This window comes from Lysobacterales bacterium, assembly GCA_014946745.1.
Classification (GTDB): Bacteria; Pseudomonadota; Gammaproteobacteria; order Xanthomonadales; family Xanthomonadaceae; genus Aquimonas.
In genome coordinates, this window is sequence record JADCRD010000001.1 from 312,496 (window position 1) to 330,714 (window position 18,219).

An 18,219-nucleotide genomic window follows, 5' to 3' on the forward strand; every position below is an offset into this window, starting at 1 on the left:
CCAATGGTTTCACATGTTACCAGCCCATGTGGTGGCCGCCGTTGATGTCCAGATTGGAGCCGGTGATCCAGGCGGCTTCCTCGGAGACAAGAAACGCCACGGCATACGCGATTTCCTCGGGCTTGCCCAAGCGGCCGGTGGGGATGTCGGCGACGATCTTCGCGCGCACTTCTTCCGGAACGGCCATGACCATGTCGGTGGCCACGTAGCCGGGCGAGACCGTGTTGACGGTGATGCCGAGCTTGGCGTTTTCGCGTGCGAGCGAAATGGTGAAGCCGTGCATGCCGGCCTTGGCCGCGGCGTAGTTGGCCTGGCCGTACTGGCCCTTCAGGCCGTTGATCGAGCTGATCTGCACGATGCGGCCCCACTTGCGATCGCGCATGCCGTCGATCACCGGGCGGGTCATGTTGAAGCACGAGTTCAGGTTGGTGTTGATCACCTCGTGCCACTGCTCGGCGCTCATGCGGTGGAAGGTGCCGTCGCGCGTGATGCCTGCATTGTTGATCAGCACTTCGACCGGGCCGAGCGTGTCAGCCACGGCCTTGGCGATCGCCGCGCCGCCCTCCGGGCTGCTGATGTCGCCGGGCACGATCGCGATGTCGAAACCCTCAGCCTTGAGCGCCGCCTGCCACTCGCGCGCCTTGGCCTCGTTGCGGTAATTGGTCGCCACCTTGTGGCCCATCTGCGCGAGCCGCTTGCAGATCGACGTGCCGATTCCGCCCGTACCGCCCGTCACCAGCGCAACGCGTGCTGTCATGCTCCCTCTCCCATTGTCGACCGGCTCGTTGGTGGCGTGTCGCGCGGGCCGGATCCGCGCGGCAGCCCCCGAGTTTATACAGGGCTTGCGACCGTGTTTTGACCGGGGGCAAGGCTGCGTCCGAGTGGAATACGGCTGAATTCGAATTCAGACGCGGCACGGCGCAGCAGCGCCTGCGGCGAGCCTGCATCGCGCACGATCGCGGTGGGCTGGCCCAGTGACGCCCAGCACCAGCGCAGCGCTGGCAGCGGGTCGCTGGGGTCAAGGGGCAGCGCCGACAGCGACTTCGAGAGCTTGCGTCCTTCGCTATCCACGACCAGCGGCAAGTGGGCGTACGCGGGCGTTGGCAGGTTCAAGGCGCGCTGTAGCAGGATCTGCCGTGGCGTGGAGTCCAGCAGATCGGCGCCGCGCACAACCTCGGTGACGCCCTGCGCGGCGTCGTCGACGACTACGGCGAGCTGGTAGGCCCAGCAGCGGTCGGCACGCAGAAGAACGAAATCGCCCACAGCCTCGTCAACCGCTTGCTCGATCCGACCGTGCAGGCGATCCACGAAAGCGATCCGGCTGGCCGGGCCGGCCGGTACGCGCAGGCGAATCGCCTCGGCATGCCCCGATGGCTCGGCCACGCAGCGATGATGAAGCCCGCCCGCCGCTGTCAGGTCACTTCTGCTGCATCGGCAGGAAAACGCGAGTCGGTTGCGCAAAAGGCGATCGAGCGCGCTGCGATAGAGTTCGCCTCGCGTGCTCTGCACTACCACCTCGCCGTCGGGCTCCAGGCCGAAGGCGCGCAGGGTGGCGAGCTGGTCGGCGGCTGCGCCCGGCACTTCGCGCGTGCGGTCGACATCTTCGATGCGCACGCGCCAGAGGCCGCCGACGCTGCGCGCGGCGAGCCAGCTGCCCAGGCCGGCGAGCAGGGAGCCCAGATGCAGCGGCCCGGTGGGCGAGGGCGCGAAACGGCCGATGTAGGCTGAATCTGACGCGGCCGATGGTCTTGAATTAGGCTCCACGCTCCCTAATCCATTCTGGCGTCCGTCCGCGGACCTGGTCCACGCATCCGAGGTTTTGAACCATGAAGCGCATTCTCCTGTTCGTCGCCACCAACATCGCCGTGCTGCTGGTGGCGAGCATCGTACTCAAGCTGCTGGGGCTCGATATGGCAATGGCCGCGCGCGGCCAGAGCTTCATCGGCCTGCTGGTCTTCGGCCTGGTGCTGGGATTCACCGGCTCCTTCATCTCGCTGGCGATGTCGAAGTGGGTGGCTAAGCGCAGCACCGGCGCCCAGGTGATCGAGCAGCCGCGCAACGAAATGGAAGCCTGGCTGCTGCAGACCGTGCAGCGGCAGGCGCAGACCGCCGGCATCAAGTGCCCGGAGGTGGCGATCTACGACGCCCCCGAGATCAATGCCTTCGCCACCGGCCCCAGCCGCAACAACTCGCTGGTGGCCGTGTCCACCGGCCTGCTGCGCGGCATGAGCCGGGACGAGGCCGAGGCCGTGCTGGCCCACGAAGTGGCCCACGTCGCCAATGGCGACATGGTCACCATGGCCCTGCTGCAGGGTGTGCTGAACACCTTCGTGATCGTGCTCTCTCGCCTGATCGGCAATTTTGTCGATCGCGTGATCTTCCGCAATGAGGGCGAGGGCGGCGGCATCGGCTTCTTCATCGTCACCCTCGTCGCGCAGGTGGTGTTGGGCATCCTGGCGTCGATGATCACCATGGCGTTCTCCCGTCAACGCGAGTTCCGCGCGGACGAGGGCGGCGCCAAGCTGGCCGGAAAGCAGAAGATGATCGCCGCGCTCGAGCGCCTGCAGGCCCAGCACGGCGAGAACAGCCTGCCCAAGGAAGTGGCCGCCTTCGGCATCAGCGGCCACATGGCGTCCGGCCTGCAGCGCCTGTTCATGAGCCACCCGCCGCTGCCGGAGCGTATTGAGGCCCTGCGCCGCGCCGCCTGAGCCCGCGCAGTTCCAGCCGCAGAACGCAGAAGGCCCGGAGTGATCCGGGCCTTCTGCGTTCTGCGCTTTCGGTGCTCGCCTCAGATGTTGAAGTCGTAGTTCATCTCGGGCGAAGCCGCAGCCAGGAAGTTGCCCTGCACGAAGTGCACCGAGCTGGTGAACAGCACGGTCATGCTGGCGGCGTCCTGCACGAACTCGGCAATCGTCGACTTGCCGAGGTCGCCGGCACGCGCGGCCAGCTCGCGCACCTTGGCCTGGTGCTCGCTGTTGCGGCCCAGATCCTCGGTGAAGCTGCGATCCAGCTTGAGCATGGTGGGCTCAAGATGCTTCAGCACGTCCAGCGAGTGGGTGCTGGCGCCGTACTGCTCCAGGCACATACCGCAGCCGAGCTTGGCCACGGCGCGCTGGAAGTCCTTGGCGCCCTTGAGATAGGTCATCACGCGCGTCTCGGGCACGCCGAACACCAGCTGGTCACCGCGGACGCCGGTCTGCTTGAGCAGGTTGGCGATCCAGCCGGGCAGGCTGGGGTCCTGCATGCTCTGCGGGGTCAGCTTCACCAGCAGGCGGCGCGCGTGTTCGGTCTTGACCTTGGCCAGCACGGCGATCGCGTGCGAGAGCACCCAGCGATCGACCTTTTCGATCAGGCCGTGCTCCTCCGCGATCGGCAGGAAGGCGAGCGGCGGCGCGATCTCGCCGTCGCCCACCCGCATACGCAGCAGCGTTTCGTAGAACTCGACCGGCTCACCCTGCAGGCTGATGATCGGCTGGTAGTGCAGGACGAAGTCGCCCGACTTCAACGCCTGCTGGATACGCGCCACCCAGGTGCGAACACGCTCTTCCTCGGCGCGGTCGCGGGCGGCCGGGTCGAACAGCGACAGGCGATTGCCGCCCTCTGAAATCGCCGCCTGCAGGCACTGGCCGGCCTTGCCCAGCACCTGCTGCGCGGGGCCGGACTTGTCGCTCATCTGCACGCCACCGATGCTGACCGTGAGGGTCGCCGAGCGGCTGCCGATCTCAAGAATGTGGCCCTCGAAAGCCGTGCGCACGCGCTCGGCCAGCTCACGCGTCTGTGCGTGGTTGCTGCCGCGGCACACCAGTCCGAAGGTGTGGTCGGCAAAGCGCGCCAGCAGGACGTCGTCGCCCAAGGTGTGCCGCAGCAGGGTGGCCGCATCGGCCAGCAGGGTGTCGGCGTGGCCCAGGCCGATGTCGTTCAGCAGATTGCCGAAGTTGTCGACCTCGATCAGCAGCGCAGCCTGATCCTTGGCGCCGCTCTCGGCGCGGGCCGCGGCCGCTTCCAGCTCGGCCAGGAAGACCTGGCGATTCAGCAGGCCCGTCACCTGGTCACGTTCGCGCAGGGTCTGCAGCTCTTCGCTGTCGACAAACTGCTTGCGGAACACGATCTGCAGGCACGGCTCACCTTCGTAGCTGGCGCGGGCGAACTCCATGACCGCGTCGAAATCGATGCCGTCGGCGCGCATGGCCTTCAGTTCCAGCTTGTCTGGCGGCGGCTCGCCCTTGCTCAGGCGCTTCAGCAGGGCCTTGAACTCGCCGGCGTGGCTGGGCGCGATCAGGTCGAGCAAGGGCATGCCTTCGACCTCCTCGAAGTCGGTATAGCCGAACATTTCGAGGTAGGCGTGGTTGGCGCGGATGTGCATGCCTTCGTGAGCGTAGGCGATGGGGTCGCGCGATGAGTCGATCAGCGCGTCGCAGCGGCGCGCGGTTTCGCGCAGGGCTTCCTCCAGCCGCTGCTGGCTGCGCCGCGCCTCGGTGGCAAGCCAGGCGTGCTTGAGCGTTGGCAGGATCTGCTCCGGTCGCTGGCGCAGCACGATGTGGAAGGCACCCTGTGCACACGCTTCAAGCACGGTCGCTTCATCAATGCCTGAGTGGCTGGCAACCAGGGCCGCATGGCGGCCGGCCTTGCGCACCGCTTGCGCAACTTCGGCGAAAGGCAGGCGCTTGCCGCCCCAGGCCGCGATCACGAGGTCGGGCTGCTGTTTGCCGAGCTGATCGACAAGCTCATCAATGGTTTCGGGGCGAGCGCTGCGAACGGCGATGCCGCCATTGCGCAATGCGCTGACGATCGACTCTGCGTCTTCGAGGTTGTCCTCGATCTGCAGCAGTCGGATCACGGTTTCCTGTTTGGCCATCGAACTCCCTTGAAACTGCGATTGCGACGGGCACGCAGCCGAAGCTGCCTGCCTGCCGGACCCGCCCCCCAACGGACCTTTGGCTGGTGATGCTGCCGGCGCCGGGCGATGCCATCCATCGCGCCCTGCGCGCCGCAGGTCGGCCCAACGCTAACGCTGGCCGCCTGTTCTGCAAGACATCGGAGTGTGTCCAAATCGCGAGGAGTGCGCAAACGCCCATCGCGCTCCGTCGTTCACCTTGTTAGGAGCTTCACGTTTCGGCCGTGAGCACCAGCGGCAGTTTGCTGTTGGCTCCCGCACGCTCGCGTACCAGCTTGGGCACGAGGTAGCCGGGCAGCCGCCCGCGCAGCGCGGCCTCCAGCGCCAGCGCTTCGGTGTCGGGCACCTCGAAGTGCGCGGCACCGGCAACGCGGTCTAGCTGGTGCAGGTAGTAGGGCAGAGCGCCGGCAGCAAAGCTCGCCTCAGCGAGGTCGACCTGAGCCTCGACCGTGTCATTGATGCCGCGCAGCAGCACCGCCTGGTTCAGCACGGTCAGGCCCGCCGCTCGCAGCGCGGACAGCGCGCGGGCGACCGAGGCATCGAACTCGCGGCCGTGGTTGGCGTGAATCACCATCACCTTCTGCAGGGGCAGGGCGGCCAGCCAGTCGATGAGATCGGTATCGACGCGCTCGGGCAGCACCACCGGCAGCCGGCTGTGAAGACGCAGGCGGCGCACCTGCGGCAGGGCGAGCAGCTGCGCGCTGAGTTCGCGCAGCTTGGCGGTCGACAGCGACAGCGGATCGCCGCCGCTCAGGATCACCTCGTCAACGCTCGGATCGGCCTCCAGCGTGTCGAGCGCAGCCTGCCAGGCGTTCGCGGCCGCACTGTCTTCCGCGTAGGGGTAGTGGCGGCGGAAGCAGTACCGACAGTGCACGGCGCAGCTGCCCGTGGCCACCAGCAGGGCGCGGCCCTGGTACTTCTGCAGCACGCCGCGACCGCTGCGGGCCGCCGTGTCGCCCACGGCATCAAGCCCGAAACCTTCGACCTCAAGGGTCTCCAGATCGAGCGGCAGCACCTGGCGCAGCAGCGGGTCGTGGGGGTCGCCGTGGCGCATGCGCGCGACAAAGCCGCGCGGCACCCGCAGCGGAAAGCCGGCCGCATCCGCGGGCAGGCGTTCGGCCAGCGCTTCCAGCCCCAGTACATGCAGCAGCTCCAGGGGATCCGTGATGGCGTCCCGCCACAGTCGACGCCAGTCGCCGGACGAGCCCTCGGTCGCGGCGGGCTGCGCGCTCCGCGGGTTTGCGCTTATCATTTCGCCTCTTTGGCCGGCGATTCGCCGGCGATCACCGAAAACCCGATAGTTTAGCCGCAGCCTGCGGCTCGAACTTCATTACTCCGGAGCACGCATGGCCACCTACGGTCTGAACGACGTCAAGAACGGACTCAAGATCATCCTGGACAGCGACCCCTACGTCATTGTCGAGGCCGAGTTCATCAAGCCGGGCAAGGGCCAGGCCTTCACCCGCATCCGCGTGCGCAACCTGAAGAACGGCCGCACCACGGAGAAGACGCTGAAGGCCAACGAAACGGTAGAAGGCGCCGACGTCGTCGATACCGACATGCAATACCTGTACAGCGACGGCGAGTTCTGGAACTTCATGCAGCCCGACAGCTTCGAGCAGTTCAGCGCCGACGCCACCGCCATGGGCGATGCGGCCAAGTGGCTGAAGGGCGAGGAGATGTGCGTGATGACGCTTTGGAACGGCGCACCACTGTCGGTGGCCCCGCCGAACTTCGTCGAGCTGCAGATCGTCGAGACCGACCCCGGCGTGCGTGGCGACACGGCCTCGGGCGGCGGCAAACCGGCCAAGCTCGAAACCGGTGCCGTGGTGCGCGTACCGCTGTTCATCGAGAACGGCGAATTCATCCGCTGCGACACCCGAAGCGGCGAATACGTGAGCCGAGTCAAGTAAGCCCCTCCGACCCGGCCCTGCGCCGGGTCGGTGCTATAGGGCGACTGGAAACCGTACAGGAGGCATGGAGCGCATGCGTGAGATCGACCTGCTGATCGAGGCCGGCTGGGTGGTGCCCGTCGAGCCGCATGCCGTGGTGCTGGAGCAGCACGCCGTGGCGGTGGACGCCGGCCGCATCGTCGAGCTGCTGCCGATCCCGGCGGCGCGCGCGCGCTACGCCGCCCGCGAGACCGTGAGCCGTCCCAGGTCCGTGTTGATTCCGGGCCTCGTCAACGTCCACGTGCACAACCCCATGACCCTGATGCGCGGCTTGGCCGATGACCTGCCGCTGATGACCTGGCTGAACGATCACATCTGGCCGGTCGAGGGCGCGGTGATCGGCCGCGAGTTCGTCGGCTGCGGCGTCGAACTGGCGGTGGTTGAGATGCTGCGCGGCGGCACCACCACCTGCAACGAGAACTACTTCTTCCCTGATGCCGCCGCCGCCACCTACCGGCGGATGGGCTTCCGCGCCTGCGTCGGCCTGCCGGTGATCGATTTCCCCACCGCCTGGGCCGCCTCGGACGACGAGTACTTCGACAAGGCCCTGGAGCTGCACGACGCCCTGCGCGGCGACGCCCTGGTCAACACCGCCTTCGTGCCGCATGCGCCCTACACGGTGAAGGACGCGAGCTTCGAACGCATCCGCCTGCTCGCCGACCAGATGGGCCTCGTCGTGCACTGCCACGTGCATGAAACTGCGCAGGAGATCGAGGACTCGCTCAAGCAGTACGGGCAGCGCCCGCTGGCACGCCTGCAGCGGCTGGGCCTGGTGAACTCGCAGCTGCTGGCCATCCACATGACCCAGCTCACGCCCGCCGAAATCGAGCTGTGCGCGGCCCAGGGCGTGTCGATCGGCCATTGTCCGGAATCCAACCTCAAGCTGGCTTCGGGCTTCTGCCCGATCGAGGCCCTGCGCCGCGCCGGCGCCAACATCGCACTCGGCACCGACGGCTGCGCCAGCAACAACGATCTCGACATGTTCGGCGAGATGCGCACCGCCGCGTTGCTGGCCAAGGGCGTGGCGATGGATGCCGCGGCACTTGATGCCCCCAGCGCGCTGCGCATGGCCACCCTCGGCAGCGCCCGGGCGATGGGGATGGAAGACACCATCGGCTCGATCGAGCCCGGAAAAGCGGCTGACCTCGTGCTTGTCGATCTCGATCAGCCCGAATCGCAGCCGTTCTACAACGTGATCTCGCAGCTGGTGTACGCCGGCGCGCGCCAGCAGGTCAGCGATGTCTGGATCAACGGTCGCGCGCGCCTGCGCGATCGCCAGCTGGTCGATGTCGATCTCGAAGCCTTGATGGCGCGCGTGGCTGAATGGCGCACGCGGATCGCCGGCATTCCGCGCCGCCACTGAGCGCGCGCGGCCGCAGCCGAATCTTCAATGCCTATTGCGCAGTGGCGTCCCCTGCGCACTGGAGTCACCGATGAACCCCCCCGCTGTGAACCAAAGCTCGCGCCGCGAGAACGTCGACCCCGCCGAGCTTGCGCGCTTCGGCCAGCTGGCCGCGCGCTGGTGGGACCCGAACGGGGAAGCCCGGCCCCTGCACGACCTGAATCCCGCGCGTCTCGGCTACGTCGCCGAGCGCGTGGGACTGGATGGTGCCGAGGTGCTCGACGTCGGCTGCGGAGGCGGTCTGCTGTCCGAGGCGCTGGCCTCGCGTGGCGCCAGCGTCACCGCCCTGGATCTGTCTCCCGAAGTGCTGGAGGCGGCGCGACTGCACCTGTACGAATCCGGGCTGAAGGTCGACTACCGCGAGCAGTCGGTCGAGTCGCTGGCCGAGCATTGCCCTGCGCGCTTCGACGCCATCACCTGCATGGAGATGCTCGAACACGTCCCCGACCCGGCTTCGATCGTCGAGGCCTGTGCCCGATTGCTCAAGCCCGGCGGTCGTCTGTTCCTGTCGACCTTGAACCGCACGCCTGCAGCCTTTGGGCTCGCTATTGTCGGCGCCGAGTACGTGATGCGCCTGCTGCCGCGCGGCACCCACCGCTACGCCCAGTTCATCCGTCCGTCCGAGCTCGCCGGCGCACTCCGTCGCGCGAGCCTGGAGCTGGAGGACGTCAGCGGCCTGCACTACAACCCGCTGACGCGTTCGGCGACGGTGGGGGGGCACACCCAGGTCAACTACCTCGCCTGTGCAGTCAAGCCGGAGGCGGGCCGTGGCTGAGCGTGGGGCGGTGCTGTTCGATCTCGACGGCACCCTGGTCGACAGCGCCGCCGATTTGCTGCATGCAGCGAACGTGCTGCGCGCGCGGCGCGGGCTTGAGGCCCTCGCGATGGGGCGCTTTCGGCCCTTCGTTTCGCGTGGCGCGCGCGCCATGCTGGGCGCCTCGTTGCCGGGATTCGCGCCCGAGGACGAATCGACCTTGGCCGAGTTCCTGAACGTCTATGCCGCGGCGGTGGCCGCGCATTCGTGTCTCTTCCCCGGCGTCGCCGCGCTGCTTGATGCGATCGAAACCCGGGGCCTGCGCTGGGGCATCGTCACCAACAAGGCCGAAGGCCTGGCCCGCCCGCTCTGCGAGGCGCTGGGCCTGTTGCCGCGCTGCGCGGTGCTGATTGGCGGCGACAGCCTGCCGCAGCGCAAGCCGCACCCCATGCCCCTGCTGGAAGCCTGCCGGCGCATCGACGCCGCGCCGGCCGCCAGCCTGTACCTGGGCGACGACCCGCGCGACATCGAGGCCGCGCACGCGGCCGGCCTGCGTGGCATCGCCGTGGACTGGGGCTACTTCGACCCGGCGCATCCGCCGGCGGCCTGGGGCGCACAGCGGGTGATCAGCGCCCCGCTGCATGTGCTGGACGAGCCCCTGCTGCGCGAGCGTGCGGTATGAGCGAGGCCAGCCTGCAGGCGCAGATCCAGAAGCTGGAGGCGCGTCGTCCCGAACTGGCCCAGCAGACGATCTTCCTGCCGGCCGCGCAGCGCGATCGCATCGCGCTCTGGTATGCCTTGCAGGACGAGATCGAGGAGGCCTGCTTCGAGCTTTCCGAACCCTTCATTGCCCACACCAAGCTGGGCTGGTGGGCGGAGGAGCTGGAGCGCGGAGCGCGCGGCGAGGGGCGTCATCCGCTGGTGCAGGCCTTTTTTGATTTGCCAGCCGCACGCGCGGCGGACGCCGCACTGTGGCGCGGTTTGCCGCATGCGGCCCTCGGTCTGATCGAGCGTGAGTTGGCGCCGGGCTCGGTCGAACAGTCGCTGTCGGCGCTGCGCCCCTTGGCGTTCGCTTTGGATCAGCTGGAGCGCGCGCTGTTCGGCGGTGACAGCGCGGAATCGGACATTGCCATCGAGCTGCTGCTGCGTCGCCAGCAGCGCGCCGCGCTGGGGCACCACGCGCAGGCCCGGCTGCCGCGCAACCTGCTGGCCCGGCATGGGCTGGCGCCCTCGCACCTGGCCGAGCCCGACAAGCGCACCGAACGCGCTGCGTTTGCGCGGGATTTCGCGGCGGCACTGCGTGAGCAGCGCGCCTCCACAGGCAGCCGCAGCGCGCGGCCACGAGCGCTGCAGACGGCTGTGTTGACGTGGCAGTTGAGTCGGCTGTCGCGCCACGGCGAGCTTGCGCCGCCGCGCGGCTTCGGCCTGATGCTTGCGCTGTGGCGGGCCGCCCGCGGCAGCGCGCCGCTGCCCGGCTGAGGTGCTTCGCGGGACACAGTGTTGTCGCCTGTGTGCGAGAGCGCTCAGCTCGCAGCCGGTATAGTCGCGCGCAGCCCCTGGAACGCCGACTCTGCCCGGCGCCGTGGTGCCTTCGGGTCCGCAGCAAATGTGCATGCACGATCGTGAAGGCTTGACGTGAAGGCGACAGCCCCCCACCTAAGGTGCAGCCGGCCAATCCCATGACCGATTACGAGGAGACACCTGTGTCCCCACCCATTGCCGACAACGCCGTGCGCGCAATGCCCGACATCGCCTCCGAAGCCAAGCCCGCCGTTGCTGGCGTGCTCGATTGGGTGGGCATGGGGCAGATCGAAGTGCCGGTGAGCGTGGCCAACGCCGAAGGGCAGACGGTCACTTCGGGAGCGCGCGTTACCGCCTTCGTCAACCTGAAGCGTCCAGACGTGCGCGGCATCCATATGTCGCGGCTGTACCTGCACGTCGACAAGACCCTCTCGAACGAGGCGCTGTCGCCGACCAGCCTGCGCCGTCTGCTGAAGGACTTCCTCGAGTCGCATGCGGAGCTGTCTGACCGTGCCTTCGTGCGCGTCGAGTTCGAGCATCTGGTGCGCCGCCGCGCGCTGAAGAGCGACAACTCCGGCTGGAAGAGCTACCCCTGCGTGATCACGGGCCTGATGGAGCACGGCCAGTTCCAGGTCGAGCTGTCGGTGCAGATTCCGTACTCCAGCACCTGCCCCTGTTCGGCGGCGCTGGCGCGGCAGCTCATCCAGGAGCAGTTCCAGACGGACTTCCCTTCGGGCGCGGGCATCGACCGGGACTCCGTCCTGGCGTGGCTGGGCACCGAGCGAGGTATTCGCGCCACGCCGCACAGCCAGCGGTCCACGGCCGAGGTTCGCGTGCGCCTGCTGCCCTCGTTTGCCAACTTCCCGATCATCGACGTGATCGACCGCGTCGAGGGCGCGCTGAAGACACCAGTGCAGTCTGCGGTGAAGCGCGAGGACGAGCAGGCCTTCGCGTTGCTGAACGGCGAGAACCTGATGTTCTGCGAGGACGCCGCGCGTCGCATGCAGGCCGCTTTGAACGCTGACGAGCGCATCGCCGACTTCTGGGTGCGCGCCTCGCACTACGAAAGCCTGCATCCGCACAACGCGGTGGCGGTGGCGGTGAAGGGCGTGCCCGGTGGCTATGCAAGCGGCCTGGACTGGATCGCCCGGCTCTCCGAGCACCATTGAGCCGAAAGCACCCCGCAACGAGAACCCCGGCCTTGTGCCGGGGTTTTCGTTTTCAGCGCGGGCCCGCGCTTACCAGAACGGCCGCCACCACGGACCCCAGTAGGGCGAGCGGAAGGGATAGGCATAGCGGTGGTCGATGCGTTCCTCGCGCTCTTCCCACAGGTAGACGACTTCGGCATCGAGTCGCGGATAGTTGAAGCTGTAGCCGCCAATGGCGCGCGGCTCGAAGCCGCTGATCCGGCCGGTGAAGGTGACATCGCGGCCTTCCGCGAACAGTGCCGGGTCGTAGAAGCCACTGCGGCAGGCGATGAAGCGGCCGTCGGTGACCTCGCGCTTCAACTGCGGCTTGCCGTCCGACCGCAGCGGGCGCGACAGCACGGTGAAGCAGGTGCGGCTTGCCTCAGGCTCGACCGAGATGAGGCTGCCGCCCCAGCGCACGCTGGCCCCCGGCGTGCCCTGTTGGCTGGCCTGCTCCGGGCTGAGGGTGCTGAATTCGCCGCGGATGGGTTTGGGCCCCGAGGCGCAGGCGCTGAGCGCGAGCACCGCGCATGCGATGGGCAGCGAGCGAAGACGTGGACTCATGGCTTGACTCCTGTCGGTGCAGAGGAAGGAACAGTCGCTCGATGCCGTCGCGGGCGGAAGGCTCGCAGCGCGCGGATCAGGCGGGCGCGCTCGGCGTCATCGGCATCGGCAGCGTAACGTTGGGCACTGTAAGCCCGAGTGAGTTCAAGCAGATCCGCGGCCAGCCGGGGCAGCGCCGCCGCCGCCCGGCGACCAAAGCTGAGTGGCGCTTCATCGGCGCGGCGCTCGATGCCGAGTTTGCCAAGCCTTCGACAGAACAGCAGCCAGGCCGCGACCAGCGGGTCGGCGCTGCGCGGGCCGCCGCGCAGCACCAGCCAAAGCGTGAGCGCGAGCGCGAGGCCGAACGCCCCGGCCAGCGCCAGCCCGAGCTCGCGCCAGTCGCTGGCATCGATGCCGAAGCTGAGCAGCAGGCTGCGCTGGCGCGCCGCATTGAAGCCGAGCACCAGCGTATTCCAGCCGTGGCGCAGCCAGTCGGCGGCGTCGAGCAGGGGGCCAAGACCCGACTTCCACCCCGACTGGGATTCCGCGTCGATCGAGTTCCCGCCTTCAATCCGCTGCGGGGACACCGCGGCGGTTGGATCGATACGGACCCAGCCGCGCTCGTCCATCCAGATTTCGCTCCAGGCATGCGCATCGGACTGACGCACGAGCACATAGTCGCCGATGGGGTTGTAGAAGCCACCCTGATAGCCGGTGACGACGCGAGCCGGAATGCCCGCCATCCGCATCATCACCGTGAAAGCTGAGGCGAAGTGTTCGCAGAACCCCTCGCGGGTCTGGAACATGAATTCGTCAACGCTGTGCCGACCCAGTGGAGCGGGGCTGAGCGAGTAGCTGAACTCCCGGTTGAACAGCTCCAGCGCTTTTGACACCAGCGCATCGTCGTCGAGCCCCTCAGCTTGCCAGCCTTGAACCAGGGCGAGCGTTTGCGGATTGAACTCCTCCGGCAGCCTCAGCATTTGCCTGCGCATGTGCGCAGACAGCGACGTCGCGACGACGCCTTCGATCGTGGACTCGAGTTCGAAGCGCATGACATCGGTGAGCCGCCTCGCCGAAACCACGCTGTCGTCCTGCAGAAGCTGGAGGCCTTCAGTCGCCGCCAGCGTCCGAGGATCCACCGCGTCAAGACCGACAACCCAGTGACGCTCATTGGGTTCCTGGGTCATCCGATATCGGAATCGCTCGCCTTCGCGAAGGGCTGAAGGCAAGGGCTGCGGCTGCGACAACCATGGCGAGAATGCCCAGGTTCGACCATCGAACTGGGTCAGGACCGGACCTCGCCAATAGAGCCGCTGCTCCTCTGGCCGAGCTCCGATGAACTCGACGCGCAGAACCGGAGTGTCGTCGCCGATCAGATTCAATATGTCGCCGGGACTCATTCGATCGCTCAGGCCGGTCTTCGCCTGATCCGAGTTCTCCGGCAGCCCCCACAGCGGCTGCGGCAGCCGCGGGAAGAGCAGAAAGCCCACCGCCGCCAGCGGCAGCGACAGCAGCATGAGCAGGCCCGTGGCGCGCAGCCGGCGTGCGAGCCCGGGAGCTTCCGTGGGGCTGCCGCTTTCGATTTCGCTGACCCTTGCCAGCGCGGTGAGGATCAGCACCGCCGACAGCAGCGCCAGCAGCAGGGTCAGCGGGCCCTGGTCCTGCAGGAACGCGGCCATGATCGCGAACAGGCTGAAGCTCAGCAGGGCGCGTGCGTCGCGCAGCGTGTTCGTCTCCAGCAGCTTCAGCGCCAGCATGGTGGCCAGCAGGCCGGCGCCCGTGTCGCGGCCGAACTTGAAGCCGTAGATGTAGAGCACCACGCCAGCCACGCCCAGCGTCAACAGCAAACGCAGCCAGGCCGGGATGTGGGCGCCCCGCAGGCCTGCACCGGCGCCGGCCAGGCCCAGCAGCAACAGCAGCGGACCCAGCCAGCCGCTGAGCTGCAAGCCCAGCGGCAGCAGGGCTGCGAGGCCGGCGGCGACGCACCAGCCGAACACCGGCAGCGACAGGCGCGGCAGGGGCGCGGGTTCACGGCCAAGCAGAGCGCCGAAGCGGGCGATCAGCGCGCTCATGGCAGCAGCGCCAGGGCACGCAGGCCCGCGTGCAGGTGCCCGTCGCCGCGCCCGGGGCCGAGGTGCTCGCCGGGCAGGATCAGCTCGGAGACCAGGCCCCGGCGCTCAGCCTCGACCAGCCAGCGGGCCAGGCGCTCGATGCGCTGTTCAGGCGGCAGGTGCAGCAGCTGGGCGTAGTCGAGCCGGACTTCCAGACCGGCCGGGCTTTCGAACTCGCGGACGATGGGCTTGCCGAGCTGGGCGCTGCGCTTCCAGGCCATCAGGCGCAGCGGATCGCCCTGCCGATGCTCGCGCAGGCCGTGGACCTCCTCGCTGGGGCTGCGCTGCCGGCGTACGCCGCTGCTGGCGCCGTCGCCGGGCAAGGGCGGGGCCTGGTCTTCCAGTCGGGGGTACACCAGCACCTGCGCCTGCGGGTTCAGCCAGCTCCAGACCACAAAGAGGCCGAGCGGCCACCGCGTCGAAAGCTTGATGCGACCGATCGGGTGCAGCCCGCGGCGCGCGGTGGCATAGGGCAGATTCACGCTCACATGGCGCTCCGGCAGCGCTTCGAACACCCGCGCGCGGCCTTCGCGCTCGACGCACAGGCCGCGACGCGCGCGTCGCCCTTCGCCCTCGAAGCGAAGCCGCAGCTCGGCGGTCTCGCCGGCGTGCACGGGCGCGGCAGCGATCTCCACAAGACGCAGGCCCGACAGCCCAAGCCAGCCGCGCAGCAGAGCGGTGTGCACGCTGGAGGCCATCAGGAACACCAGCATCAGCGCCGGGTTGTTGTTGTAGTTGAGGGCGCCGGCGGCCATCACTGCCAGCAGGAGGCAGAAGAACAGGCCGAAGCGGCTGGGCAGCACATAGATGCGCCGGCGGTGGATCTCGATCGGCAGCGCTTCGGTCTCGCGCAGACGGGTCAGCGCCGGCAGCCGGCGCTCGGCCTGGGCCAGCGCGAAACGCCAGGTGCGGGCGGCCAGCGCGCGCATGCTCAGCGACTCAGGCTTCGACCGGCACCGAGGCCAGCAAACGCCGGGCGATCTCCTCGGCGCTCCCGCGGCCGGACTCGACCACCAGGCGATGTGCAGTGGCTTCGACGAAAAGCGCCTGCACGTCCTCGGGCAGCACGTGCGCGCGCCCGCCGAGCAGCGCATGGGCGCGAGCCGCACGCAGCAGGGCGAGGCCTGCGCGCGGCGACAGGCCCACGCGAAGGCCAACGAAGCTGCGGCTGGCCGCCAGCAGGCGCTGCACGTAATCGACCAGGGCCTCGGAGGCATGCACGGCGGCGACCGCGTCACGCAGAGCGAGCACGTCCTGCGCCGAGAGCTGGGGTGTGCAGCGCTGGATCAGCTCGCGGCGGTCGGCCCCGGCCAGCATGGCGCGCTCGTGTGCGGCTTCGGGGTAGCCCATCGACAGGCGCAGCAGGAAGCGGTCCAGCTGGGAGTCGGGCAGCGGAAAGGTGCCCGAGAGATCCACCGGGTTCTGCGTGGCGATCACGAAGAAGGGATGCGGCAGCGCATGGCAGGTGCCGTCGATGGTGACCTGCTGCTCGGCCATGGCCTCCAGCAGGGCGCTCTGCGTGCGCGGCGGCGCGCGGTTGATCTCGTCGGCCAGCAGAAGCTGGGTGAACACCGGCCCCGGATGGAAGCGGAAGCCGCGCTGCTCGGCCTCGTAGACCGAGACGCCGAGGATGTCCGAGGGCAGCAGGTCGGCGGTGAACTGCAGGCGCTGGAATTCGAGGCCCAGGGTGGCTGCCAGCGAGCGCGCGAGCGTGGTCTTGCCCAGCCCGGGCAGATCCTCCACGAGCAGATGGCCGCCAGCGAGCAGGCAGGCGAAGGCGAGTTCGATCTCACGCGGCTTGCCCAGCACCAGCCCGTTGACCTGGGCGAGCGCTGCGCCGAGGGCGCTGCGGCTTGCCTCGGGTAGGATCGCGGCCGTTCGGGCAGTGGCGGGCATGGGCAGGTCCTTGGAGCAGACGATCGAAATCGCGGAAGCGCGGGAGTGTAGACCCGCAGCAGTGAGCGCGGCATGCCTGTGAACGGCGTCACGTCGGCGTCCTCCGCGTGGCTGCCTCGCCTGTTCTGGGGCGCTTGGGTATTCCTTCTGGTCGGGCGGGCGCTGCTCGCGGCGCAGCTGCCGCTGTTCGGCGACGAGGCCTTCTATGCGTGGGAATCGCGGCACCCCGCCTGGGCCTACTCCGACCTGCCGGGCTTCACCGCCTGGGGCATCCTGGTGGGACGCGCCGCGCTTGAGTCCGAGCTCGGCATCCGCCTCACGAGCCTGCTGCTGGGCGCGCTGCTGCCGCTGCAGTTGATGCGTATCGCCGACGCTTCGGGGCTTGGCGCCTGGCGCTGGCAGGCGGGGCTGCTGGCTCTTCTGCTGCCCCTGCTGTCGATCAACGGACTCATGGCCCTGCCCGAGCCATCCCTGCTGATGGCGGCGATGCTGTGCCTGCATGCGCTGCTCCGGCTGCTGGACTTGGGCCCTGCAGCAAGCTGGTCGCGCGCGGTGCTGCCGCTCTGCGAGCTGCTGATCGGGCTGAGCCTGGGGGCCTTCACCCACTACCGCTTTCTGGCCGTCCTGGCGGCGGGTGGGCTGGCCTTGCTTTGCGTTCCGGCGGCGCGCCAGCTGCTGCGCCATCCGCGGCTGTGGGCGGTCGGCCTGCTCGGGCTGTGCGCCTGGCTGCCGCTGCTGCTGTTCGACGCCAGCGGCCAGCAGGCGGGATGGCGCTTCCAGTTTGTCGAGCGCCACCCCTGGAGCTTCCAGCCGATCGCGCTGGCGGTGCCGCTGGAGCAGGCCCTGCTCGCCACGCCGCTCGCCTGGGCGCTCATGCTGCTGGCCCTGCCGCGGGCCTGGCGCGAGCGCGTGCACTCGCCCGGGCCGGCCCTGCTGGCGCTTGCAGGTGGCGGATTGCTGATGGCCTTGTTTCTGATCGGCCTGTTCGCCGATCGCGAGCGGGTGTCCTTCCACTGGCCCTTGGTCGGCCAACTGGCGCTGCTGCCGCTGCTGGCCCGTCGACTCGGTGAGGCCGGTTCTGCGCTGCGGCGCTGGACCTGGGTGCTGCTCAGCCTGGGTGCTGCGGCCACCTGGGCGCTCTGCCTGCTGCTCGCCCTGCCTTCGGGGCGCGCCGTCTTGGCGAAGCAGATCGATCTGGCCGACAACTTTACTGACATCAGCGCAGTCATGGCCGCCGTTGATGCCCGGCTGGCCGGCCTGCCGCCGGACACGCGGGTGGTCGCCGACAACTTCCTGCTGGCGGCGCGACTGGTGCAGGCGCGCGATGGTGATGCCGGCTTCGGCGTGCTGGACCACGCGCGCAACGCCAAGCATGGACGCGCGCGGCAGCTTGCGCTGTGGGCGCAGGACGAATCCGCGTGGCTGCCCGCCGCGGATCCTGCGCGTCTGGTGATTGTCGAGGAGACCGCACTCGGCCTGCGTGCGCGTCAGCCCTGGCAGCAGCAGCTCTGCGCGCGCCTGCCCGGCCTTCGCTGGGTCGATGAGATCCAACTGCACGGCGGCGCTCAGCGCTACCTCGTGTTCGAGCAGCGCGCCGACGCGGGACCGCGCTGCCGCTTCGCGCCGCTGGCCTATCTCGATACCCCGCTCGACGGCCAGCGTGTGGACGCGCGTTTCCGCGTGTCGGGTTGGGCGATTCGCGATGCCGACGGGCTCGCGCGGGTCGACGTGCTGCTCGACCAGGTGGTGGTGGCGCAAGCGCTCAGCGATCTGGACTTCCCTGGCGTGCTTGAGCAGTGGCCGGGTTCCACGGATCCGCGGCATCCGCGGGTCGGTATCGAGGCGAGCGTAGAGGCGCCATACGAACTGCGCGGCGAGCGCGTGCTCTCTCTGCGCCTCGTCGGGCCCGATGGCGTGGCGCGCGTGCTGCCGATGGCGAGGCTGAAGATCGGCGACTGA

The 18,219-nt window shown here is 68.8% G+C and carries 16 protein-coding genes; 8 read left to right on the top strand and 8 right to left on the bottom strand.

What is annotated here, in order from left to right; translation table 11 throughout:
• Positions 1-16: 16 nt before the first annotated feature.
• Together phbB and gluQRS are read right to left on the bottom strand one after the other, a co-directional pair.
• Positions 17-757: an acetoacetyl-CoA reductase gene (gene phbB / locus H4O13_01310; protein ID MBE5314023.1), complete on the bottom strand. Its 741-nt coding sequence runs from the start codon at positions 755-757 to the stop codon at positions 17-19.
• A 74-nt stretch (positions 758-831) separates the two neighbouring features.
• On the bottom strand, positions 832-1,764 hold the full coding sequence (gluQRS, locus tag H4O13_01315; protein MBE5314024.1) for a tRNA glutamyl-Q(34) synthetase GluQRS: 933 nt from the start codon (positions 1,762-1,764) through the stop codon (positions 832-834).
• A gap of 62 nt (positions 1,765-1,826) precedes the next feature.
• Here gluQRS and htpX point away from each other — a divergent pair, with 62 nt between their 5' ends.
• Positions 1,827-2,708 carry a protease HtpX gene (gene htpX / locus H4O13_01320; protein MBE5314025.1) on the top strand — a complete coding sequence of 294 codons (882 nt, stop codon included), beginning with the start codon at positions 1,827-1,829 and terminating at the stop codon, positions 2,706-2,708.
• An 80-nt stretch (positions 2,709-2,788) separates the two neighbouring features.
• On the opposite strand, the gene H4O13_01325 is transcribed toward htpX, so the two are convergent.
• Together H4O13_01325 and epmB are read right to left on the bottom strand one after the other, a co-directional pair.
• On the bottom strand, positions 2,789-4,855 hold the full coding sequence (locus H4O13_01325) for an EAL domain-containing protein (GenBank protein ID MBE5314026.1): 2,067 nt from the start codon (positions 4,853-4,855) through the stop codon (positions 2,789-2,791).
• 250 nt (positions 4,856-5,105) lie between these two features.
• A complete protein-coding gene (gene epmB, locus H4O13_01330; GenBank protein ID MBE5314027.1) occupies positions 5,106-6,146 on the bottom strand; it encodes an EF-P beta-lysylation protein EpmB in 1,041 nt (346 codons plus the stop codon).
• A gap of 94 nt (positions 6,147-6,240) precedes the next feature.
• On the opposite strand from epmB, the gene efp reads away from it, so the two are divergent.
• From efp to H4O13_01360, 6 genes are all read left to right on the top strand, one after another.
• Complete coding sequence (gene efp, locus H4O13_01335) at positions 6,241-6,807, top strand: elongation factor P (GenBank protein ID MBE5314028.1); 567 nt, start codon at positions 6,241-6,243, stop codon at positions 6,805-6,807.
• 64 nt (positions 6,808-6,871) lie between these two features.
• The gene (locus tag H4O13_01340; GenBank protein MBE5314029.1) at positions 6,872-8,209 is read left to right on the top strand and encodes a TRZ/ATZ family hydrolase; all 1,338 of its coding nucleotides are present in this window, start codon (positions 6,872-6,874) and stop codon (positions 8,207-8,209) included.
• 70 nt (positions 8,210-8,279) lie between these two features.
• Positions 8,280-9,023 (top strand): bifunctional 2-polyprenyl-6-hydroxyphenol methylase/3-demethylubiquinol 3-O-methyltransferase UbiG, encoded by a 744-nt coding sequence (gene ubiG / locus H4O13_01345; protein ID MBE5314030.1) that lies wholly within the window; start codon positions 8,280-8,282, stop codon positions 9,021-9,023.
• Between the two features lie 10 nt (positions 9,024-9,033).
• Complete coding sequence (gene gph / locus H4O13_01350; protein MBE5314031.1) at positions 9,034-9,684, top strand: phosphoglycolate phosphatase; 651 nt, start codon at positions 9,034-9,036, stop codon at positions 9,682-9,684.
• The gene (locus tag H4O13_01355) at positions 9,681-10,481 is read left to right on the top strand and encodes a hypothetical protein (protein MBE5314032.1); all 801 of its coding nucleotides are present in this window, start codon (positions 9,681-9,683) and stop codon (positions 10,479-10,481) included. The genes gph and H4O13_01355 overlap by 4 nt, the downstream gene beginning before the upstream one ends.
• 260 nt (positions 10,482-10,741) lie before the next feature.
• Positions 10,742-11,692, top strand: coding sequence for a GTP cyclohydrolase I FolE2 (locus H4O13_01360; GenBank protein ID MBE5314033.1), 951 nt, complete (start codon positions 10,742-10,744; stop codon positions 11,690-11,692).
• 69 nt (positions 11,693-11,761) lie between these two features.
• Here the strand turns inward: H4O13_01360 and H4O13_01365 are convergent, their stop codons facing one another.
• Genes H4O13_01365 through H4O13_01380 form a run of 4 tightly spaced genes read right to left on the bottom strand, consistent with a single transcriptional unit; the run spans position 11,762 to position 16,260 of the window.
• A complete protein-coding gene (locus H4O13_01365) occupies positions 11,762-12,274 on the bottom strand; it encodes a Slp family lipoprotein (GenBank protein ID MBE5314034.1) in 513 nt (170 codons plus the stop codon).
• On the bottom strand, positions 12,271-14,325 hold the full coding sequence (locus H4O13_01370) for a DUF3488 domain-containing transglutaminase family protein (protein MBE5314035.1): 2,055 nt from the start codon (positions 14,323-14,325) through the stop codon (positions 12,271-12,273). The genes H4O13_01365 and H4O13_01370 overlap by 4 nt, the downstream gene beginning before the upstream one ends.
• A complete protein-coding gene (locus H4O13_01375; GenBank protein ID MBE5314036.1) occupies positions 14,322-15,293 on the bottom strand; it encodes a DUF58 domain-containing protein in 972 nt (323 codons plus the stop codon). The genes H4O13_01370 and H4O13_01375 overlap by 4 nt, the downstream gene beginning before the upstream one ends.
• A 10-nt stretch (positions 15,294-15,303) precedes the next feature.
• Positions 15,304-16,260, bottom strand: coding sequence for an AAA family ATPase (locus H4O13_01380; protein MBE5314037.1), 957 nt, complete (start codon positions 16,258-16,260; stop codon positions 15,304-15,306).
• Positions 16,261-16,332: 72 nt separating this feature from the next.
• Here H4O13_01380 and H4O13_01385 point away from each other — a divergent pair, with 72 nt between their 5' ends.
• Entirely contained in the window at positions 16,333-18,219 is a 1,887-nt protein-coding gene (locus H4O13_01385) for a glycosyltransferase family 39 protein (GenBank protein MBE5314038.1), read from the top strand.